Source organism: Donghicola sp. (assembly GCF_025210255.1).
Lineage (GTDB): Bacteria > Pseudomonadota > Alphaproteobacteria > Rhodobacterales > Rhodobacteraceae > Donghicola > Donghicola eburneus.
In genome coordinates this window covers 83,810-102,969 of the sequence record NZ_JAOARZ010000015.1, presented here as the reverse complement: position 1 = coordinate 102,969, position 19,160 = coordinate 83,810, and the positions used below count along the sequence as shown (strand labels likewise).

The window sequence follows — 19,160 nt, the reverse complement described above, 5'->3', positions numbered from 1 at the left end:
TCCTCGTCCTTGCAAAGAGGGGAGACGGGCGCCGGAGCGCCGCTGTTAAGATGAGAATATGATCAAATTATTTACTGTCAAATCGAATCAGAGGCACCGAGGCTCTCTGCCAGCTGATTCATGCCTTGTTCAATGTCGTCGCGCATCGCTTGGGCGGCGGCCTCGGCGTCGCCTGCTTCCATAGCAGTCAGCAAAATCTTGTGATTGTCCGGAAGGTTGACGGTGCCGTAGCGGCCACACACCACGCGCAGGGATGGTCCGAAACGTAACCACATACTATCCGCCATGGACGACAGAATGGGCGCATCAGCAAGATCATAGAGCCGGTGATGAAATTGGTAGTTCCCGCGCAGATAGCCCGAGATATCCCCGTGCTGCATGGCCGAATCCAGCTGCTTGTCGATGGTCGCCAAGCTGTCGCGAGCTTCATCATCGGCCTTGGCGCATGCAAGCTCTGCCAGCCGCGGTTCGAGCGCGAGACGTGCAAAAACCAGCTCTTCAACAGAGTTGCAGGTCAATCTGGGCACGCAGACGCGACGGTTTCCTTGCAGGTCTAGCGCCCCTTCGGCGATTAGGCGGCGGATGGCCTCGCGGACCGGCGTCATTCCAGCCCCCAGCTGTTCGGTCAGGCCCAGAATCGTCACTGGCTGCCCTGGGGCGAGCTCTCCGAACAGGACCTTTTCGCGTAAAGATCGGTATGCGATCTCGTGGGCGGGAAGTGGGGCGCTTTTGACGTTCGGGAGGTCAGGGCTGCTCAATTCTTAATCACCTTCCAAATTGTGTTGTGCCGCTTGCGTCGTATCCAGCCTTATGAGTTTACTGGAGATGTGGGAATAATGAAACGTTGCCACATGGGGTAAAACTTGATCAAATTCTCTACAAGGCGCGAAAAGCGTCAGATGCCCAACAGGAGAGTACCATGACATTCAAACTTGCGACCACCACCGCAGTGCTTGCGATCACCGCAGCATCGGCCATGGCCGAAGAGGTCCGCGTCTATAATTGGTCGGATTATATCGACGAAGAATTGCTGACCAAGTTCGAAGAGGAAACTGGCCTCGAGCTGGTGTACGACGTTTTCGACAGCAACGAAGTTCTGGAAACCAAGATGCTGGCCGGTGGTTCGGGCTATGACGTCGTGGTCCCGACTGGCAGCTTCTTGCAGCGTCAAATCATGGCGGGCGCGTTCCAGAAGCTGGACATGTCGCAGCTGCCCAACGCTAAAAACCTGTGGGACGTGATCAAAGACCGCACCGCACAATATGATCCCGGCAACGAGTACTCGATCAACTATATGTGGGGCACCACAGGAATCGGGACAAACACTGGCAAGGTCGCTGAAGTTCTGGGTGATGACGCGCCCATCGATAGCCTGTCGCTGATCTTTGATCCCGCGAACATGGAAAAGCTGGCTGAGTGTGGTGTCTATTTCCTGGACGCTCCGACCGAAGTAATCCCTGCGGCACTGGCTTATCTGGGTGAGAACCCTGATAGCAAGGACGCGGACGTTATCGCCAAGGCCGAAGAGGTCCTGATGGGCGTGCGTCCCTACATTCAGAAGTTCCACTCTTCGGAATACATCAACGCGCTGGCCAACGGTGAAATTTGTGTCGCCTTTGGCTGGTCGGGTGACATTCTTCAGGCCCGCGACCGCGCCGCCGAAGCTGATAACGGCGTTGAGGTGGCCTATCACGCTCCCAAAGAGGGTGCTTTGATGTGGTTCGACCAGATGGCGATCCCTGCCGATGCGCCGAACCCCGAGGGTGCGCACACCTTCCTGAACTTCATTATGGACGCGCAGAACATGGCTGCGGCTTCGAACTATGTGTACTATGCGAACGGCAACAAAGCCTCGCAAGAGTACCTGATCGACGACGTGATCGGCGACACCGCGATCTATCCTGACGAAGCGACGCTGGAAAACCTCTACACCTTCTCGCCCTATGATCCCAAGCTGCAGCGGACCGTGACCCGCATGTGGACCAAGATCAAATCGGGCAACTAAGACCGACGTTCCGGGCGCGCAGGGTTCCTTGCGCGCCCCTCTTTGTTTTTCGACCATTCGCCGAGGTTATTCATGCCCGCCAACGGTGCTCCGATTTTCGCCCCATGGGATGATCCCGATGCCAAGCCGCTGATCCGGTTTGAAAATGTCACCAAACGGTTCGGAGACTTCACCGCAATCGACAACCTGACGCTGGATATCTACGAGCGGGAATTCTTTGCGCTTTTGGGTCCGTCGGGCTGCGGCAAGACCACGATGATGCGGATGCTGGCAGGGTTCGAAACCCCGACCGAGGGCAAGATTTATGTCGGCGGACAGGACATGGGGCCGATCGCCCCGAACCAGCGCCCCGTGAACATGATGTTCCAGAGCTATGCGCTGTTCCCGCACCTGTCAGTCTATGAAAACATCGCGTTTGGCCTGCGCCGCGACGGAAAACCCAAGGACGAAATCCACCACCGCGTCGAAGAGATGCTGCGGATGGTCCGTCTTCAGAAATTCGCGAAACGGAAACCGCACCAGATTTCCGGCGGTCAGCGCCAGCGTGTGGCTTTGGCCCGTTCTTTGGCCAAAGAGCCGAAGCTGCTGCTGCTGGACGAACCCCTTGGCGCGCTCGACGCCAAACTGCGCGAAGACACGCAGTTCGAACTGATGGATATTCAGGAAAACACCGGCACCACTTTCGTCATCGTGACCCACGATCAGGAAGAAGCCATGACCGTCGCCAGCCGGATCGCCGTCATGGACGAAGGCAAGGTGATGCAGGTCTCGACCCCCGACCGCATCTATGAATTCCCCGACAACGCTTATGTGGCGGATTTTATTGGGGACGTGAACTTGATCGAAGGTCGCTCTAGCGCCGCAATCGACGAAACCGTGCAGATTGAATGGGCCGAAGGCCAGCAGGCGATCACCGCGCAGACCTCTCGGGCGATCACGGCAGGGCAGAAAGTGTTCTACGCCATCCGCCCCGAGAAGGTGACGATCAGTCCCGACCGCCCTGCAGATGCCGTGAATGCGGCACAGGGCAAGATCCTTGATATCGCATACTTAGGGAACCTCTCGACCTATCACGTGCAACTGCCGACAGGCCAAGTGATCAAGTCGCAGATGGCCAACACCCGTCGCATCAGCCGCCGTCCCTATACTTGGGAGGATGAGGTCTGGGTCAGCTGGACCAAGACTGGCGGCTCGGTGCTGGAGGGATAATCCATGCGCCGCTACCTTGTCATAGCGCTGCCGTATCTTTGGCTCTTGGGGCTGTTCTTGGTCCCGTTCTTGATTGTGCTAAAGATTTCGTTGTCGGACCTGAACCTATCGATCCCGCCCTATCTTCCGCAGCTTGATCCCAGCGCGGGATGGGAGGGTCTAAAGGATTTCTTTAACCAGCTAGATTTCGAGAACTTCGTCTTTCTGACCGAAGACGACCTGTACTGGAAAGCCTACCTGAGCAGCCTGAAGATCGCGGTTGTCGCGACCTTCTTTACGCTGTGTGTCGGCTATCCGATGGCCTACGGCATGGCCCGTGCGCCATCCGAATGGCGTCCGACCCTGATGATGCTGGTGATCCTGCCGTTCTGGACCAGTTTCCTGATCCGGGTGTACTCGTGGATGGGAATCCTGTCGAACGAAGGGTTCCTGAACCAGTTCCTGCTGTGGACCGGCATCATCTCCGAGCCGCTTGTGATCATGAACACCACGACTGCCGTCTACATCGGGATCGTTTACACATATCTGCCGTTCATGATCCTGCCGATCTATTCCGCGCTCGAAAAGATGGACGATAGCCTGCTCGAAGCGGCCGAAGACCTTGGCTGTTCGCGCCTGCAGGCTTTCTGGCTGGTGACCTTTCCCCTGTCGAAATCCGGCATCATTGCGGGCTGTTTTCTGGTCTTTATCCCGTCGATTGGCGAGTTTGTGATCCCGTCGCTCTTGGGCGGATCGGACACGCTGATGATCGGCAAAGTCCTGTGGGAAGAGTTCTTTAACAACCGCGACTGGCCCGTGGCCTCGGCAGTGGCGGTGATCCTGCTGGCGATCCTTGTGATCCCGATCATTCTGTTCCAACGCAACGAGCAAAAGCAGCGGGAGGCAGACGGATGAGACGTTTCAGCTGGTTCAACCTGACCTCCCTGACGCTGGGCTTCGCGTTCCTGTATCTGCCGATGTTGATCCTCGTGATCTATTCGTTCAACGAATCCAAGCTGGTGACGGTTTGGGCGGGCTTCTCGACCAAGTGGTACGGCGAGCTTATGCAGAACGAGGCGTTTCTGGATGCCGCATGGGTGACTTTGCGTGTCGCCGTGATCAGCTCGACCATCGCGACGGTGCTCGGAACGATGGCGGCACATGTCATGGTGCGCGGCGGTCGCTTCTTTGGCCGGACGCTGTTTTCCGGCATGATCTACGCCCCACTTGTGATGCCCGAAGTAATCACCGGTTTGTCGCTTCTACTCTTGTTTATCGGCATTGGCTTGGACCGCGGAGTGCTAACGATTGTGCTTGCGCACACGACGTTCAGCATGTGCTATGTTAGTGTCGTCGTCAGCTCGCGACTTGTTAGCTTTGACAAGTCGCTGGAAGAGGCCGCACTGGATTTGGGCTGTACTCCGTTCCAAGCATTTCGACTCGTGACCCTGCCGATCATCATGCCTGCTGTGATTTCTGGCTGGCTGCTCGCATTTACACTGTCGCTAGATGATCTGGTGATCGCCAGCTTCACCGCAGGCCCCTCTGCTACAACACTGCCGATCAAGATTTTCAGCTCTGTGCGCTTGGGCGTCAGCCCAGAGATTAATGCGCTATCGACGATCATGATTGGGATCGTGACCGTTGGGGTCATTGGGTTCTCAGTGATCAGCAAACGCAACATCGCTCGCGCCGAAGCCGATGCCCGTGCAGCCGAGCGTACTTGATGCGTCGCGTTTTCGAGGACTACGCGTACACCGACGCGGTGCGAAACGGCTGCTATTGGGATAGCACCGTAGCGCAGCGGTCTTGGCCGGTGTTGCGTGGCACACACCAAGCGGATGTCGTTATTATTGGCGCAGGCTTCGTCGGTCTGAACGCGGCAATCGAGTTGGTACAGGGCGGCGCCTCTGTCATCGTTGTAGATGCCGAATCTCCGGGCTGGGGGGCCTCTGGCAGGAACGGGGGCTTCTGTTGCATGGGCGGGGCCAAGGCCGAAGATGCTACGATTGCTCGCCACTACGGCCCAGAGGCACTAGAGGCGTGGGATGCAGCGCAGGTCGCAGCGATACACCTAGTCGATCAGCGTATCAGCGACTTGGCTCTAGACGTTGAGCGGCATTCCGACGGCGAGATCGTGTTGGCCCATTCCGCCAGAGCGATGAAGCAGTTGGCGGCAGAGAATGAGACGGTTTTCGATGCCGAGGACCTTCGGGCGATGGGGATTGCGGGTCACGGGTTCCATGGCGGGATGCGTACGCCTGTCGGCTTTGGCCTGAATCCGCGCCGCTACGTGGATGGCTTGGCCCGACATGCGGACTCGCTTGGCGTCAGCATCTACGGTCAGACTCCCGTGACAAAGTTGACCAAAGGTGCCAACCGCTGGCATGCCCACACCCCCGAAGGTTGGGTCGAGGCGGATACTGTCCTGATCGCATCCAATGGCTACAGCAGCGATGATTTGCCCGATTGGCTGACCGCACGTTATTTGCCGGCCCAGTCCTCTGTCATGGTCACCCGACCGCTTTCTGAAGCGGAACAGCACGCGCAAGGGTGGACCAGTGACTTGATGGCCTATGACACGCGCACGCTGCTGCATTACTTCCGGCTTATGCCGAATGGACGGTTTCTGTTCGGGATGCGCGGCGGCTTGTCTTCCTCTCCGCGCGCCGAAGCGGCAACACGCCGCCAGATGCGCCAACACTTCGACCGCATGTTTCCCGCGTGGACATCGGTCGAGGCGACGCACATGTGGTCAGGGCTTGTTTGCCTGATGCCGTCGCTCGTTCCCTTTGTGGGCGAGGTGCCTGATATGACCGGCGTATTCGCGGCGATGGGGTGGCATGGTAACGGCGTTGCTATGGGCAGTTATGCTGGGGTGCAGATTGCCGCGCGCATGGCAGGGCGCTCGTCGAACGGGCTCCCGGATTTCGTCAGCTACCCGCCAAAGCGGTTCCCGCTGAACAAAAATCGGCGCGCTTTGTTGCGGTTGGCCTATTTAGGCTACGCTGTTAAGGACGTGATCTAATATTTCCATTTTCAGGACAGTCGGCGCTGGCGTCTCGGCTTCAGGTTGCTAAATATATCGCAAGTTTATTGCAATTTGATTGGCTCGACTTCTCGTGGATCTTCCATTTTTCAGAGACAAAGGCACCGGCAGGCCAATAATCTTCCTTCATGGGTGGACCATGGATGGATCGGTGTTCTCTGGGCAGATGGAACGGTTGTCACCACAATTTCGGTGCATTGCTCCTGACTTACCGGGTCACGGTCAAAGCCGAAACCTGCCTCCAAATATTCCCCGTAGCGCTGAAGCGCTGAATAAACTCATCTTAGACCTCAAACTTGAAGACGTGATTCTGGTTGGCTGGTCGATGGGGGCACTGATTGCATGGCGCTACCTGTCGCGTTTCGGGCAGGACAAGGTAAGCGGGCTGGTGACGGTCGATATGTCACCAAAGATTTCTAACGGGCCAGAGTGGTCCTACGGTTTGTTACGGGAAACACGCCGCGAGGCTGCTGATCCGACCTACAAGACCGACTGGGAGAAGCGCGCAAGTGCTATTGCGCGTGGCATGTTCAGCGGTGCGGCATCGGATAATGATAAGTCCGTGGATGCCGCATTGGAACTGGTTCTTAGTCAGAACCCTGGAATGATGCAGGCAATGTGGGCGTCGATGATGAAGACTGACGAGCGCGCGACCATCCCTCAACTGCGGATCCCTTGGTTAATTTGCTACGGTATGCACAGCCAGATTTATCCCCGTCAGGTTCGCAAATGGATGCTTGAACGGGCTCCGCAAGCGCGTGCGCTTGGTTTCTCTGCAAGTGGCCATAGCCCACATCTTGAGGAACCCGCGACCTTTGCCCAAGCGCTCGTGCGCTTTGCGGATGGTTTGCCTACTGCGACATCTTCCTCGCAAGCTCTAGGTCGAGCGATGTAAGCCCCCCCGCGTCGTGAGTCGTAAGCCGCACATCGACGCGATTGTAGACGTTCGACCATTCAGGATGGTGGTTCATCTTTTCAGCGATGACACCCATGTGGACCATCCACCCCAGAGCCTCGGGGAATGTTTTGAACTTGAATTGCCGCGTCACTGCATTGCCGGACTCTTCGACGGTCCACCCAGCCTCTGACAATTCTTCCAGTGCTTCGGTGCGGTCTGTGCCTTCGAGTAGTTTGCTCATTCTTGTTCCTCCACTTGGGTTTTGCGAAACGGACCGTAATCCGTAAGGATCTCGATCTCTTCATCGACGGCGGCGGCCTCGGCGGCCAGAAACTGAGCCACAGCCTTGCGCAAGCCAGGATCTGTCAGCCAGTGCAAAGAGTGCGTCACCGTTGGCATGTAGCCGCGCGCCAGCTTGTGATCCCCTTGGGCGCCTGCCTCTACGCGGGACAGTCCATGCTCAATGGCCCAGTCGATTGCACGGTAATAGCACAGTTCGAAATGGAGGCAGGGGTGATCCTCAATGCAGCCCCAATAGCGACCGTAGATCACGTCGCGGCCCAGAAAGTTCAACGCACCGGCGACGTAATGCCCATCGCGTTCGGCCAGCATCAGAACAATGTCATCTCGCAAGGTCTCGTGGGCGATGTCAAAGAACGCACGAGTTAGGTAGGGCGTGCCCCACTTCCGTGCCCCCGTATCCTGATAGAACTGCCAAAAGCTGTCCCAGTGCTCGGGCTCGATCTGATCGCCTGTCAGCACGTGAATGTCGCCTCCAAAGGCATTTGCCCTTTCGCGCTCTTTGCGGATGTTCTTGCGTTTGCGCGACGATAGGACCTGAAGAAAGCCGTCAAAGCTGTCGTAGCTTTCGTTGAACCAGTGATATTGCTGGCTCTTGCGCCCCATCAGGCCAAGCAGCTTGCCCGCAGCGACCTCGTCTTCGGTACAGAAGGTCGCGTGGACGCCGGACAGATTGCTCTGCTCTGCAATCTGCATCGCGCCCTGCATTAGCGCGGAACGTGCGCTGTCAGTGAAATTCGGATGTGTCAGAAATCTGCGGCCCGTTGCAGGGGTGAACGGGACAGCGATCTGAAGCTTGGGATAATAGTGGCCACCTGCGCGCTCGTAGGCATGGGCCCAATTATGGTCAAAGATATATTCGCCCTGACTGTGCCCCTTGGCATAAAGAGGCGCGACCCCAATCAGCATGCCGCCGACGGTTGCCGCCAGATAGTGCGGCTCCCAGCCTGTGCCAGTACCAACAGAGCCACTTTGCTCCAGAGCATTCAGGAACCGCCACGTAGTGAACGGATCGAGCGGGCGGCCGCCATCTTGCGCCTCGGGACATGCGCAGGCATCCCATTCGGCCTCGGACAGTTCCGCGACCGACGACAACATGCGGATTTCTATCGTTTCTTCCATGTCGGTACCCCCGACGCCAAAGGTGGTCTCTTACCTGTCAGGATCAAGCGGGGATGTAGTTTTCAAAGGTCACATTTTCCGCAATGCGGCGGGCTTCGACCTCTTGTTGAGCGCTCTTGATGGTCCAGCACAGGATATGGATGCCTTTGTCCTTCAGCGCGGCCACCTGCGGATTGTCCAGATCGGCGCGGTTATGGCTGATAAAACGGCAGTTCAAAGCCTCTACTTCTGACAAGTCGCGCAATTCGGCCAAGCGCGCTTCTTTGATCAGCGGAAAGTCATCCTTGGTGTAGGCGCAGGTTGTGAGGCCGTGCGGAATGTCTGGGCACAGCTCAGCCATTCGGGCTACGGCGTAGGGGTTAAATGACATCAGGGCCACGGGTCCCGTGTATCCTGCCAGCGCCTTCGCGGTGGCTTGCTCAAGCGGCCCGATGTTGCGGCCAAGACCGCCATCCTGATCCTTTATCTCGATCAGCAGGGGGACGCGGCCCGAAACTTGTTCCAGCACCTGCGGCAGAGTGGGAATACCAGTCTCGCCACCGGTTATTTGGATCGCTTGCAATGTGGCTGATGTCTGCTGACGCACAGGACCAGAGGCCGCTGTCAGACGTCGTAGGTCATAGTCGTGAAAGACCATGGCCTGACCGTCCGCGCTGAGTTGCAGGTCGATCTCAATCCCGAACCCAGCTTGGCATGCTGCCTCGATCGCCTCACGGCTGTTTTCCGGGCGCCCCGGACCGTGCAGGGCACGGTGTGCAATGGGACGCCCTAGAAATCGCGGGTCTAGCGCGGTCATTGGATCTGAAAGATCGCTTCGATTTCTACAGCGACACCAAGGGGCAGGCTGGCCGCGGATACGGCAGAGCGCGCATGACGGCCCGCGTCACCCAGAACCTCGACCATGAGGTCAGAGGCACCGTTAACCACTTTGGGCTGTTCGGTGAAGTCTGCAGTCGAGTTCACAAAACCGACCAGTTTGACCAGACGCACAACGCGATCCAAGTCGCCGCCACAGGCCGCCTTGGCTTGGGCCAGCAGGCTCAGCGCGCAGCGGCTGGCGGCGGCGGCACCTGCTGCGGTGTCCAGATCGGCACCCAGTTTGCCTGTGATCAGGCCATTTTCATCACTGCTGATCTGTCCTGAAATGTGGACTAGATCACCGACCTGCACAAATGGGACGTAGTTGGCCGCCGGCGCGGGGGCATCGGGCAAAGTGATGCCAAGTTCCGTGAGACGGGCTTCGATTTTTCCGGTCATGGTGCGCTCCTTGCTAGTGCTTTTGAGCGGACGCTAGCGGGGAACGCACCATCGCGATAGTCCAGATCAGCTCTCTCGGAACGCTTTTGCGAAATAATCCGTCAAAGGTTTCGTGAGGTAGACCAGCGGGGTCCGGTCTGCTGTCCGGATGAAGGTTTCGACGGGCATGCCGGGGATCAAAGACGTCCCCTCGGGAAGCCGCGCGAGCTCTCCGTCGTTCAGCAGAATTTCCGTCCGGTAGTAGCTGGCACGGGTTTGCTCGTCTTCGAAGGCGTCAGCCGAGATCTTGACAACGTGGCCAAAGAGTTCGGGCGTCGTCCTTTGATCCAATGCGGCAAAGCGTAGGGTCACATCCTGACCAAGCAAAAGCTTGTCGATGTGGATGGTTGGTACCTGCGCCGTGATGACCAAGGGACGGTCCTGCGGGATCAGATAGAGCAGTGGATCTGCTGGCCGAATGACCGACCGTTCCGCAAACACCGACATGCCATACACGATCCCCGAAACAGGCGCGCGGATGTCCAGGCGGCTAAGTTGTTCGAGGATCGAACGACGTTGTTCGCGTAGGCTCAGTTCATTGGCGCCAATGTCGCGAAGTTCGCTGATCGCCTCTTCGCGCTGACGGCTGCTGAGCTTCAGGATCTCGATCTCGATCTCGGTGATGCGGCCTTCGGACTGGGCTTGTAGCGCCAGAAGTTCGCCCCGATCACCGGTGAGGCTCGCCGCTTCGCGTTGCAAGGACATTACGCGGGCGGTCTGGGCGAGGCCCTGGTCCAGCAATCGCTGCTGCCCTGACAGTTCCGAGGCGAGCAGTTCTTCTTGGGTGTCGATCGCCGCAATCTGGGCTTCAATGCCAACAAGCTGTTCTTCGGTCTGGATGCGGCGCTTCTTTAGCTGCTCCACTTCGTTCGCAACGGACTCGCGGCGGGCCAGAAACAGGTTCTTTTGGCCGTCCACCAGCTCTTGTACCTCTGGGCGCAGGGCGGCTTGTTCCAGTAGCAGCGGATCAAAGTCGATTTCGTCCGCTTGGTGTTGCTCTGCTTCGAGACGACCACGACGGGCCATCACTTCGAAAAGCTGTCCCTCGATGATCGCCAGTTCCGACTGCAAAAGCGTCGGGTCCAAGCGGATGAGAAGCGCGTCCTTTTCGACCATCTGGCCTTCGTCGACTGCGATTTCGGCAACTACGCCACCGTCAAGGTGCTGAACGACCTGCCGGTTTTGATCCACTTCGATCCGGCCGCTGGCGACAACCGCGCCAGAGAGTTCGGCCAGAGTGGCCCAACTGCCAAAACCAAAAACGAGAATAGCGAGCGCGACAGCGCCAATTGTCATCGGCGTGCGTGCGGAAAATGATTTGCTCATGTGACACCTCCGGGGCGTGCAGAAGCGACATCTTGGTGATTTTGCAAAATGCTACGCAGGACTTCGTCTTTGGGGCCAAAGGCGCGGCGTCCTCCGCCTTCGAGCATGAGGATCAGGTCACATTCCTGAATGGCTGCGGGCCGGTGCGCCATAATCAGCGCGGCTTTGCCTTCGGCTTTCATGCGGCGGATGGCGGCGTTCACAGCCTCTGACCCCTCGTTGTCGAGGTTTGAGTTCGGCTCGTCGAGCACCAGAAGGACGGGATCGCCATAAAGCGCGCGTGCCAGGCCGATGCGCTGAATTTGACCACCGGACAGCCGTCCCCCCAACTGGCTGACACGGGTGTCGTAGCCGTCGGGCAGCTTCAGGATCATGTCGTGCGCGGCAGCGCGTTGCGCGGCTTCGACGACTTGCTTGGGGTCTGGGTTCTCTGACAGGCGCGCGATGTTTTCAGTGATCGTCCCATCAAAGAGTTGGACGCGCTGCGGCAAATAGCCGATCAGCTGACCCAACACGTCCGGATCAAACTGATCCAGAGCAGCGCCATCCAGACGGATTTTACCGCCAGCGGGACGCCAGATGCCGGTCAGCGCACGAGCGAGTGTCGATTTACCTGCGCCCGATGGGCCCACCACGCCAACCGCTTGGCCCGGTTGCAAGTCAAAGCTGACCATGCGCAGGGCGGCTTGCTTTTCTCCGGGGGGAATAACGGTGACCTGATTTACGGACAGAACAGCTTTGGGGCGCGGCAGTGGGGTACGCTCGGCCTCGGGTGGGACAGAGGACAAGAGTTCGGACAGGTTCGACCAGCCCTTCATCCCGCGCTGCACCACGGGCCATTGGCCAATCGCCATCTCGATCGGGGCTAGCGCGCGACCCATCAGGATTGAACCTGCAATCATGGCGCCAGCGGTCAGCTGGTTCTGCAGCACGAGATATGCGCCCAACCCCAGCATGGCTGATTGGAGTAACAGGCGGAATGTTTTGGTAATCGACGAGAAGCTGCCCGAGATGTCGTTTGCACCGACTTGCTGCGCCAGCGCTTCATCCCGAGTGGCCTTCCACCGCTTGAAGCTGGCACCGCGCATCCCGAGGGCTTGCAGCATCTCGGCTTCATTCCGCAGATGGTCCCCTAGAATTTCAGCCTTCTGGCTGGTTTCGATGCTTTTGAGCATCGGGCGGCGCGACATCCGTTGGTTAATCAGGGCCAATGCGACCAGAATTGCCCCACCGCCCAAGGCCAGCAGGCCCAGCGAGTAGTGGAAGATCAGGATGCCTGCCAGAAAAATAGGCGTCCATGGAAGGTCGAACATCGCCATCAAACCGGGCGAAGCAAGCATGCGTTGTACCGCTTCTAAATCGCGAAGACCGGTTTGCGCATTACTGGAGTTGGGGTCGAGCGCGGCGCGGCGAAGACTCGCCTCGTAAACGCGGCGCTCGAGCCGGTTCTGGAAGCGTGCGCCAATACGGGCCATAATACGCCCGCGGCTGACGTCGAGCGCGCCCATGATAATAAAGAGAAAGACGATCAAAAGGGTCAGAGCGAGGAGCGTAGCCTCGGATCTGCTGCCGAGAACACGATCGTACACGAGAAGCATGTAGAGTGGACCGGTGAGCATAAGGAGGTTAGCGAACACGCTAAACAACCCCACTGCCCAGAACAGGGGCCGAAATTCCTGTCGCGCTTTGATCAATTCATCGCGACCAGGGGCGGGTCTTGGCTGTGCCATGGATGGAAAACCGCTAGTTATTAATTTGAGAAACTATGCCATTGAGACTTTGGAATAGTAATCGTTAAAACACAATTTCGAAAGAAACGCCAAGGCTACACTAGGCAATCCTGAATTAATGCGTAGTTGATGCCGAGACTTTATTGACAGGAAGACCCGTGCCAGCTCCTAAGTTCCTTCGTTTTTTTGTTGCGCGCTTCGCGCCTTTGTTTGCTGTTGGTGCGCTCGGATTTCTGGGCGCATGTGCTTCGCCTGAGCCGGGCCAATTAGTTGCGGACCCCTACGAAAAGGTGAACCGCAATCTGCATGAGCTGAACAAGGGTACGGACACCGCGTTCGTGCGCCCTGCTGCGATGACCTATGGCACAATTGTGCCGAACCCTGTGCGCCAAGGCGTCTCTAATGTTGCCGACAACCTGACCCTCCCGTCAGAGGTCCTGAACGGCCTGCTACAGGCTGACGGCAAGTTGGCGCTGAACAACGGGTTCCGCTTTGTCATCAACTCCACCTTTGGTTTGGCAGGGCTACTAGACCCCGCAACCAAGATGGGTTTGCCCGATATGGACACAGATTTCGGTGAAACCTTGCACGTCTGGGGGTTCAAAGAGGGTGCGTACCTGTCTGTCCCCTTGCTTGGCCCATCAACAGAGCGTGATTTCGCGGGCACGGTGGTTGATGCCGCCATCAACCCTGTCACCCTGTTCACGCCCTTGTACTACACAGCCGCCCGTCGCGGTCTGAACGCGGCAGAGCTTTTGGATGATCGTTACCGTTATGATGAAACGATCAGTTCAACTCTTTATGACAGCGCCGACAGTTACGCTCAGAGCCGACTGCTCTATATTCAGAACAGACGTTTCGAGCTGGGCCAAAGTGCCAGCGGCTCGGATTCGCAAGACGATTTCTACTTTGATCCTTACGAGGACCCTTATGCTGAATAATTCTATGACCCGCCGCGGCGTCCTTTTTGGCGCGTCGGCTCTCTCGCTTGCCTCGGCGCTTCCAGCTTTCGCGCTGACCGAGGCGAACGCCACAAAACTGATCAATAGCGTTGTTGGACAAATCAACAGCGTTATTGCCTCGGGGCAGTCTCAATCTGCGATGATTAGCCAGTTTGAGAACATCTTTGTTCGATACTCGGATGTGCCGACCATCGCGCGCTACACGCTTGGGGTTGCGGCCCGCTCGGCAAGCGGCGCGCAGTTGAATGCCTTTACTGACGCATTCACGGGCTACATCTCGCGCAAGTACGGCAAGCGTTTCCAAGAATTCGCGGGTGGTCGCCTCGAAGTGCAGCAGACCAAAGCTGTCAAAAGCTTTTACGAAGTCAAAACGCTGGCCTACTTGCCGAACTCTGCACCCTTTGACGTGACCTTCTTGGTGTCCGACAAATCCGGCAAAGACCTTTTCTTCAACATGTTCATCGAAGGCGTGAACCTTTTGCTGACAGAGCGCGAAGAGATTGGCGCTATGCTGGACCGTCGCGGTGGCGACCTCAACGCCCTGATCGCGGATCTGAAAAAGGCGGGCTGATGCACAATGCTTTTCCTGCGGCCGCCGTCATTCTGATGGCAGCGACCGCAGTTTCAGCTGAATTTGATGGAATTTACCGGCAAGCGGCAGATTCGGACTGCTCGCTTGTTGGTGTTGATGGTGGCGCGCTCAAGATCGAAGAAGATGTCTTCTACGGTGTCGAGTCCACCTGCAACATGACAGACCCTGTGCCTGTCAATGACATGGATGCAGTGCTCTATACGATGCGCTGCTCTAGCGAAGACGGGGCATGGACGGCACGTGCTATGATGGTACATGGCGCTGATGACGGATTGATCATGGTATGGGACGGGTATGCGTTCAAATATGACAGCTGTCCTGATCCGGATGCTTCAAACCCAGTGACAGACTCAATTCCTGTCGAAGCACAAGCTGCGCCCGAAGCCGAGAGCGACATTGTGGAGCCTGCAAAAGCCGTCGTTCCCGATGAAGAAAGCGTCCCGCCCGAAAGCGAGACGCCAGAGGTTCTGACCGAAGAGCCGGAAAAAACCGAATCCGACGCGGGTTAATTGCCCGCGCCGAAGATCGAATTCAGGACGTCCCGCAGCACAGTATCTACCGGATTTTCTGACGTCTGCCGATTGCTCGGGGCAGGCAGTTCGCGGTTTTGCGGAGCAGGCGCCGGAGCAGGACGCAGCATGGGCAGCGGTTTGGCAGGCATTCCGTCGTGCACGCGGGTCATGGTTTCGCGCCAGATCTCGGCGGGCAAGCCGCCACCTGTCACGCCTTTGAGCGGTGTGTTGTCGTCGTAGCCCATCCAGACCCCGGCCACGTAATCCGCAGTGAAGCCTACGAACCACGCATCGCGCGCTGCAGATGTGGTGCCAGTCTTGCCGGCGGCTTCGCGGCCATCAGGCAGCTTTGCACGTCCGCCTGTGCCTTCGCTCACGACCTTCGACATCATATAAATCAATTCGCGCGCAGCCTCTTCGCGGATCACACGCTCGCCAATGCCGCCCTCGGTGCCCATGACAGGCTCGTTATCCTCGAGCAGGCGAAGTTCAGTCAGGCCGTAAGGTTCTACCGACGAGCCGCCGTTCAGAATGCCCGCGTAGGCGCCAGTGACTTCGATCAGAGTAGATTCAGAAGCTCCGAGTGCCAGCGCCGGACCTTCGGCCAGATCGCTGTCGATCCCGAAATCAGAAGCAATTCGGCGAACATTCTCGCGTCCGACAGCCTCTGAAACTTTAACCGCAGGAATGTTTAGAGAGTTGGCCAGCGCATATTCCAGTGTCACACGGCCATAGTGTTTGCGCGTGTAGTTCTCGGGTGACCAAGGACCGCTACCAGGAATGTCGATGGTATAAGGTTCGTCTACCACGGTTGAGTTCCAGTGGTGACCGAGCTCCAGCGCTGTCGCGTAGACAAAGGGTTTGAACGCCGAGCCAGTTTGCCGCTTGGCCGAGGTAGCGCGGTTGAACACGCCGCTCACTTGGGTCTTGCGTCCGCCGACCATAGCGCGCACGGCGCCATCCGCGCTCATGACTACAATGGCTGCCTGCGCTTTAGACCCCTCGCTTACCTTCTCCTCAAAGATCTGCTTCATCGCATCTTCGGCAGCCTTCTGAATGCGCTGGTCAAGGGTGGTCTTGATGATCACATCCTCTGTCGTCTCGCGGGTAAAGAATTCGGGACCGTCAGACATCACCCAGTCAGCAAAGTAGCCTCCGGCCTTGGCCTCGGCCGCTTCGGACAGTTGCGCAGGGTTGGTGCGCGCGGTGCTCGCCTGAGAGGTGGTTAGGTAGCCCTGATCCTCCATCAGACCGACGATGATGCCAGCACGCTGTTGGGAGCGTTCCAGATTGTTCGTCGGAGCATAGCGCGTGGGGGCCTTGAGCAGCCCCGCCAGCATGGCCGATTCGGCAGGCGTGACCGCCGACGCCGATTTGCCGAAATACCGCTGAGAAGCTGCTTCGAACCCACGTGCCCCAGCGCCGAGGAAGGCGCGGTTCATATAAATCGTCAGGATTTCGTCTTTGGAGTACTTGGCCTCCATGGACAAAGCAAAGACAGCCTCCTTGATCTTGCGCCATAGAGTTGTCTGGCGGCAGTCATTCTCGTACTCGGCTTCGGTCATGCCGCCGTTCGGATCGAATGGCACGCCAAGGCAAAGCAATTTGGCCGTTTGCTGAGTGATGGTCGAACCGCCGTGACCGGACAGGGGACCGCGCCCTTCGCTTAAGTTAATCTTCACTGCGCTGGCGATACCTATCGGATCCACGCCGATGTGGTAGTAGAAGCGTTTGTCTTCCGTCGCGACGATGGCGTCCCGCAAATAGGGGGATACGGTGTCTGCCGTGATCATCCCGCCGAACTGATCGCCGCGCCACGCAAAGACAGCCCCGTTGCGGTCCATCAGCGTGACAGAGCCCCGCGCGCGGCCATCCACGAGTTCCGACACCGGAGGCAGTGTCGTATATATATAAAGAACGCCAGCGCCGATAAGCAGGGACACCACCATGCCGATCCGCCAGCCGAATCCCCACAGAACGCGCCAGATCAGCCCGAAAAAGCCAAAGAACATGCCCGAAATCAGACCACGCTTGGGCGCGTTCCGCGCCTTGCGGGCACTTTTCGGCTTTGTTTTCTTCGGGGCGGCTTTCTTTCTGTCAGAAGTCGTCCGAGATTGGGAAGTGCGTTTTTCAGCGACAAGCCTGCCGCTACCGCGAGGGCGATTTACCATGATGGGCTGCTCGTTGGTTCATTTTGCGGCCAATTTATCGCCAAAAGGGTGCCTTGTAGAGACCATCACCTAGGTTTGATCGTTTTTAAATCGCCCAATTAGTGTGCATTGAAAATAAACTGCACAAAAAATAATCATTAAGACTCCAAAAGGACTGACCAAACCTGCCGTCCGACTTGTTGCAATGGCGGATTCCCGCCTTTCTGCCGGAGCAACCCGCAGCAACGTCTGCCAATCAAAGGGGACCAAGGTGAAATTCATCATTGCAACAATTAAACCGTTCAAGCTCGAAGAGGTCCGTGAAGCACTGACTTCGATCGGCGTGCGCGGCATGATGGTAACCGAGATCAAAGGCTTCGGCTCCCAGTCGGGCCATACCGAGATCTACCGTGGTGCAGAATATGCCGTCAATTTCGTGCCGAAGATCAAGCTCGAGATCGCATGTGCAGCTTCGATGGCAGACCAAGTTGTCGAAACCATCCAGAAGACCGCCAAGACCGACAAGATCGGTGACGGCAAAATTTTCGTTCTCGACCTGCAGGCCGCCCTCCGCGTCCGCACCGGCGAAACCAACGAAGACGCTCTGTAAGCGCGTAACTAGGGACCAATAGTCAAATGAAACTGAACAAAATCCTTCCGTTGGCTGCAGCTGCTGCTGTTCTGCCGACTCTGGGTCTGGCTCAGGACGCCACCCCCGGCGTTGATGCCAGCTCTGACTCCATCTTTATCCTGAACTCGCTGCTGTTCCTCGTTGGCGGTTTCCTCGTATTCTTCATGGCTGCCGGCTTTGCGATGCTCGAAGCAGGCCTCGTTCGCTCCAAGAACGTTGCTATGCAGTGTACCAAGAACGTTGCGCTCTTCTCGCTCTCCGCGATCTTCTACTACCTGATCGGTTACAACCTGATGTACCCGCTCGGCACCTGGGCTGTTGACGGCGTTCTGTCCGGCGTCTGGGGCGTTGCGATCCTCGAAGCTGTTGGCATCACCCGCGATGCAGCTGACGACTATGGCTACGCATCGACCGGTTCGGACTTCTTCTTCCAGCTGATGTTCTGTGCCGCAACCGCATCGATCGTTTCGGGCACCCTGGCCGAGCGTATCAAACTGTGGCCCTTCCTGATCTTCACCATCATCCTGACCGGCATCATCTACCCGCTGCAGGCATCGTGGAAATGGGGCGGTGGCTTCCTGGACGCAAACGGCTTCCTCGACTTCGCTGGCTCGACTGTTGTGCACTCGGTAGGTGGTTGGGCTGCTCTGACCGGCGCGCTGATCCTTGGCCCCCGTATCGGCAAATTCTCCAAAGATGGCCGCGTTGTTCCCATGCCCGGTTCGAACCTGACCCTCGCAACTCTGGGTACGTTCATCCTGTGGCTCGGTTGGTTCGGCTTCAACGGCGGTTCGCAGCTGGCAATGGGTACTGTTGGTGACGTAACCGACGTATCGCGCATCTTCTCGAACACCAACGCAGCAGCAGCTGGCGGCGCAATCGCGGCCCTGATCCTGACCCAAGTTCTGTACAAAAAGGTCGACCTGACCATGGTCCTGAACGGCGCACTGGCAGGTCTGGTTTCGATCACTGCAGAGCCCCTGACCCCCACTCTGGGTCTGGCGACCATCATCGGCATGATCGGCGGCGTTATCGTAGTCTTCGCAGTTCCCATGCTGGACAAGCTGAAGATTGACGACGTTGTTGGCGCGATCCCTGTTCACCTGATCTGCGGCATCTGGGGCACCATCGCTGTTGTTCTGTCGAACGGCGACGCAACCATCGGCGCACAGCTCTACGGCATCGTAGTTGTTGGTATCTTCACCGTTGTTGCTTCGGGCGTTGTCTGGTTCATCCTGAACATGATTATGGGCCTGCGCGTCACCGAAGAAGAAGAGATCAACGGTCTCGACAAAGCGGAACTGGGCATGGAAGCCTACCCCGAATTCTCGAAGCTCTAATCAGACCTTCGAAAGTCGGAAAACAGATCGGGCGCCCAAGTGGCGCCCGATTTTTTGTG

General features: G+C 57.6%; 19 protein-coding genes. 11 read left to right on the top strand and 8 right to left on the bottom strand.

What is annotated here, in order from left to right; translation table 11 throughout:
• Nucleotides 1-77: 77 nt before the first annotated feature.
• Complete coding sequence (locus N4A58_RS05270) at nucleotides 78-758, bottom strand: GntR family transcriptional regulator (protein ID WP_293708258.1); 681 nt, start codon at nucleotides 756-758, stop codon at nucleotides 78-80.
• Between the two features lie 161 nt (nucleotides 759-919).
• Between N4A58_RS05270 and N4A58_RS05265 the strand changes: the two genes are divergently transcribed.
• The 6 genes from N4A58_RS05265 (at nucleotide 920) to N4A58_RS05240 (ending at nucleotide 7,137) form a co-directional block, all read left to right on the top strand.
• The gene (locus N4A58_RS05265; RefSeq protein ID WP_293708257.1) at nucleotides 920-2,005 is read left to right on the top strand and encodes a polyamine ABC transporter substrate-binding protein; all 1,086 of its coding nucleotides are present in this window, start codon (nucleotides 920-922) and stop codon (nucleotides 2,003-2,005) included.
• 72 nt (nucleotides 2,006-2,077) lie between these two features.
• Nucleotides 2,078-3,214 carry an ABC transporter ATP-binding protein gene (locus N4A58_RS05260; protein ID WP_293708256.1) on the top strand — a complete coding sequence of 379 codons (1,137 nt, stop codon included), beginning with the start codon at nucleotides 2,078-2,080 and terminating at the stop codon, nucleotides 3,212-3,214.
• Nucleotides 3,215-3,217: 3 nt separating this feature from the next.
• Complete coding sequence (locus tag N4A58_RS05255) at nucleotides 3,218-4,108, top strand: ABC transporter permease subunit (RefSeq protein WP_293708255.1); 891 nt, start codon at nucleotides 3,218-3,220, stop codon at nucleotides 4,106-4,108.
• On the top strand, nucleotides 4,105-4,920 hold the full coding sequence (locus tag N4A58_RS05250) for an ABC transporter permease (protein WP_293708254.1): 816 nt from the start codon (nucleotides 4,105-4,107) through the stop codon (nucleotides 4,918-4,920). Before N4A58_RS05255 ends, N4A58_RS05250 begins: the two co-directional genes overlap by 4 nt.
• Nucleotides 4,920-6,221, top strand: a complete 1,302-nt coding sequence (locus tag N4A58_RS05245) for an FAD-binding oxidoreductase (RefSeq protein ID WP_293708253.1) — start codon at nucleotides 4,920-4,922, stop codon at nucleotides 6,219-6,221. Before N4A58_RS05250 ends, N4A58_RS05245 begins: the two co-directional genes overlap by 1 nt.
• A 94-nt stretch (nucleotides 6,222-6,315) precedes the next feature.
• Nucleotides 6,316-7,137 carry an alpha/beta hydrolase gene (locus N4A58_RS05240; protein ID WP_293708307.1) on the top strand — a complete coding sequence of 274 codons (822 nt, stop codon included), beginning with the start codon at nucleotides 6,316-6,318 and terminating at the stop codon, nucleotides 7,135-7,137.
• Here the strand turns inward: N4A58_RS05240 and N4A58_RS05235 are convergent.
• The 6 genes from N4A58_RS05235 to N4A58_RS05210 all read right to left on the bottom strand — a co-directional run bounded on the left by N4A58_RS05235 (nucleotide 7,094) and on the right by N4A58_RS05210 (nucleotide 12,914).
• Complete coding sequence (locus tag N4A58_RS05235; RefSeq protein WP_293708252.1) at nucleotides 7,094-7,381, bottom strand: 4a-hydroxytetrahydrobiopterin dehydratase; 288 nt, start codon at nucleotides 7,379-7,381, stop codon at nucleotides 7,094-7,096. The two genes, N4A58_RS05240 and N4A58_RS05235, sit on opposite strands and share 44 nt — an antisense overlap.
• Nucleotides 7,378-8,562, bottom strand: coding sequence for a GNAT family N-acetyltransferase (locus tag N4A58_RS05230; protein WP_293708251.1), 1,185 nt, complete (start codon nucleotides 8,560-8,562; stop codon nucleotides 7,378-7,380). The genes N4A58_RS05235 and N4A58_RS05230 overlap by 4 nt, the downstream gene beginning before the upstream one ends.
• Before the next feature lie 43 nt (nucleotides 8,563-8,605).
• Entirely contained in the window at nucleotides 8,606-9,358 is a 753-nt protein-coding gene (locus N4A58_RS05225) for a glycerophosphodiester phosphodiesterase family protein (RefSeq protein ID WP_293708250.1), read from the bottom strand.
• Nucleotides 9,355-9,819 (bottom strand): RidA family protein, encoded by a 465-nt coding sequence (locus N4A58_RS05220; RefSeq protein ID WP_072708859.1) that lies wholly within the window; start codon nucleotides 9,817-9,819, stop codon nucleotides 9,355-9,357. Before N4A58_RS05220 ends, N4A58_RS05225 begins: the two co-directional genes overlap by 4 nt.
• A gap of 66 nt (nucleotides 9,820-9,885) precedes the next feature.
• Entirely contained in the window at nucleotides 9,886-11,184 is a 1,299-nt protein-coding gene (locus N4A58_RS05215) for an HlyD family type I secretion periplasmic adaptor subunit (protein WP_293708249.1), read from the bottom strand.
• Nucleotides 11,181-12,914 carry a type I secretion system permease/ATPase gene (locus N4A58_RS05210; RefSeq protein ID WP_293708248.1) on the bottom strand — a complete coding sequence of 578 codons (1,734 nt, stop codon included), beginning with the start codon at nucleotides 12,912-12,914 and terminating at the stop codon, nucleotides 11,181-11,183. Before N4A58_RS05210 ends, N4A58_RS05215 begins: the two co-directional genes overlap by 4 nt.
• A 158-nt stretch (nucleotides 12,915-13,072) precedes the next feature.
• Between N4A58_RS05210 and N4A58_RS05205 the strand changes: the two genes are divergently transcribed.
• From N4A58_RS05205 to N4A58_RS05195, 3 genes are read left to right on the top strand one after another with little or no spacing between them, the layout of a single operon-like run.
• Nucleotides 13,073-13,855 (top strand): VacJ family lipoprotein, encoded by a 783-nt coding sequence (locus tag N4A58_RS05205; RefSeq protein ID WP_293708247.1) that lies wholly within the window; start codon nucleotides 13,073-13,075, stop codon nucleotides 13,853-13,855.
• Nucleotides 13,845-14,447: a phospholipid-binding protein MlaC gene (locus N4A58_RS05200; protein WP_072708850.1), complete on the top strand. Its 603-nt coding sequence runs from the start codon at nucleotides 13,845-13,847 to the stop codon at nucleotides 14,445-14,447. The genes N4A58_RS05205 and N4A58_RS05200 overlap by 11 nt, the downstream gene beginning before the upstream one ends.
• Nucleotides 14,447-14,977 carry a hypothetical protein gene (locus N4A58_RS05195; protein ID WP_293708246.1) on the top strand — a complete coding sequence of 177 codons (531 nt, stop codon included), beginning with the start codon at nucleotides 14,447-14,449 and terminating at the stop codon, nucleotides 14,975-14,977. The genes N4A58_RS05200 and N4A58_RS05195 overlap by 1 nt, the downstream gene beginning before the upstream one ends.
• Here N4A58_RS05195 and N4A58_RS05190 read toward each other — a convergent pair.
• Nucleotides 14,974-17,151 carry a transglycosylase domain-containing protein gene (locus tag N4A58_RS05190; protein WP_293708245.1) on the bottom strand — a complete coding sequence of 726 codons (2,178 nt, stop codon included), beginning with the start codon at nucleotides 17,149-17,151 and terminating at the stop codon, nucleotides 14,974-14,976. The two genes, N4A58_RS05195 and N4A58_RS05190, sit on opposite strands and share 4 nt — an antisense overlap.
• Before the next feature lie 250 nt (nucleotides 17,152-17,401).
• On the opposite strand from N4A58_RS05190, the gene N4A58_RS05185 reads away from it, so the two are divergent.
• Together N4A58_RS05185 and N4A58_RS05180 are read left to right on the top strand one after the other, a co-directional pair.
• Nucleotides 17,402-17,740 carry a P-II family nitrogen regulator gene (locus N4A58_RS05185; RefSeq protein WP_072709413.1) on the top strand — a complete coding sequence of 113 codons (339 nt, stop codon included), beginning with the start codon at nucleotides 17,402-17,404 and terminating at the stop codon, nucleotides 17,738-17,740.
• A 26-nt stretch (nucleotides 17,741-17,766) separates the two neighbouring features.
• Nucleotides 17,767-19,101: an ammonium transporter gene (locus tag N4A58_RS05180; RefSeq protein WP_293708244.1), complete on the top strand. Its 1,335-nt coding sequence runs from the start codon at nucleotides 17,767-17,769 to the stop codon at nucleotides 19,099-19,101.
• The last annotated feature ends 59 nt before the right edge of the window (nucleotides 19,102-19,160 follow it).

Excerpts from the sequence above, each read along its gene's own strand:
- N4A58_RS05230 (WP_293708251.1), bottom strand. The coding sequence starts at position 8,562 with ATGGAAGAAACGATAGAAATCCGCATGTTGTCGTCGGTCGCGGAACTG.
- N4A58_RS05215 (WP_293708249.1), bottom strand. The coding sequence starts at position 11,184 with ATGAGCAAATCATTTTCCGCACGCACGCCGATGACAATTGGCGCTGTC.
- N4A58_RS05260 (WP_293708256.1), top strand. The coding sequence starts at position 2,078 with ATGCCCGCCAACGGTGCTCCGATTTTCGCCCCATGGGATGATCCCGAT.
- N4A58_RS05255 (WP_293708255.1), top strand. The coding sequence starts at position 3,218 with ATGCGCCGCTACCTTGTCATAGCGCTGCCGTATCTTTGGCTCTTGGGG.
- N4A58_RS05210 (WP_293708248.1), bottom strand. The coding sequence starts at position 12,914 with ATGGCACAGCCAAGACCCGCCCCTGGTCGCGATGAATTGATCAAAGCG.
- N4A58_RS05245 (WP_293708253.1), top strand. The coding sequence starts at position 4,920 with ATGCGTCGCGTTTTCGAGGACTACGCGTACACCGACGCGGTGCGAAAC.
- N4A58_RS05195 (WP_293708246.1), top strand. The coding sequence starts at position 14,447 with ATGCACAATGCTTTTCCTGCGGCCGCCGTCATTCTGATGGCAGCGACC.
- N4A58_RS05200 (WP_072708850.1), top strand. The coding sequence starts at position 13,845 with ATGCTGAATAATTCTATGACCCGCCGCGGCGTCCTTTTTGGCGCGTCG.
- N4A58_RS05180 (WP_293708244.1), top strand. The coding sequence starts at position 17,767 with ATGAAACTGAACAAAATCCTTCCGTTGGCTGCAGCTGCTGCTGTTCTG.
- N4A58_RS05220 (WP_072708859.1), bottom strand. The coding sequence starts at position 9,819 with ATGACCGGAAAAATCGAAGCCCGTCTCACGGAACTTGGCATCACTTTG.
- N4A58_RS05190 (WP_293708245.1), bottom strand. The coding sequence starts at position 17,151 with ATGGTAAATCGCCCTCGCGGTAGCGGCAGGCTTGTCGCTGAAAAACGC.
- N4A58_RS05235 (WP_293708252.1), bottom strand. The coding sequence starts at position 7,381 with ATGAGCAAACTACTCGAAGGCACAGACCGCACCGAAGCACTGGAAGAA.
- N4A58_RS05265 (WP_293708257.1), top strand. The coding sequence starts at position 920 with ATGACATTCAAACTTGCGACCACCACCGCAGTGCTTGCGATCACCGCA.
- N4A58_RS05250 (WP_293708254.1), top strand. The coding sequence starts at position 4,105 with ATGAGACGTTTCAGCTGGTTCAACCTGACCTCCCTGACGCTGGGCTTC.
- N4A58_RS05225 (WP_293708250.1), bottom strand. The coding sequence starts at position 9,358 with ATGACCGCGCTAGACCCGCGATTTCTAGGGCGTCCCATTGCACACCGT.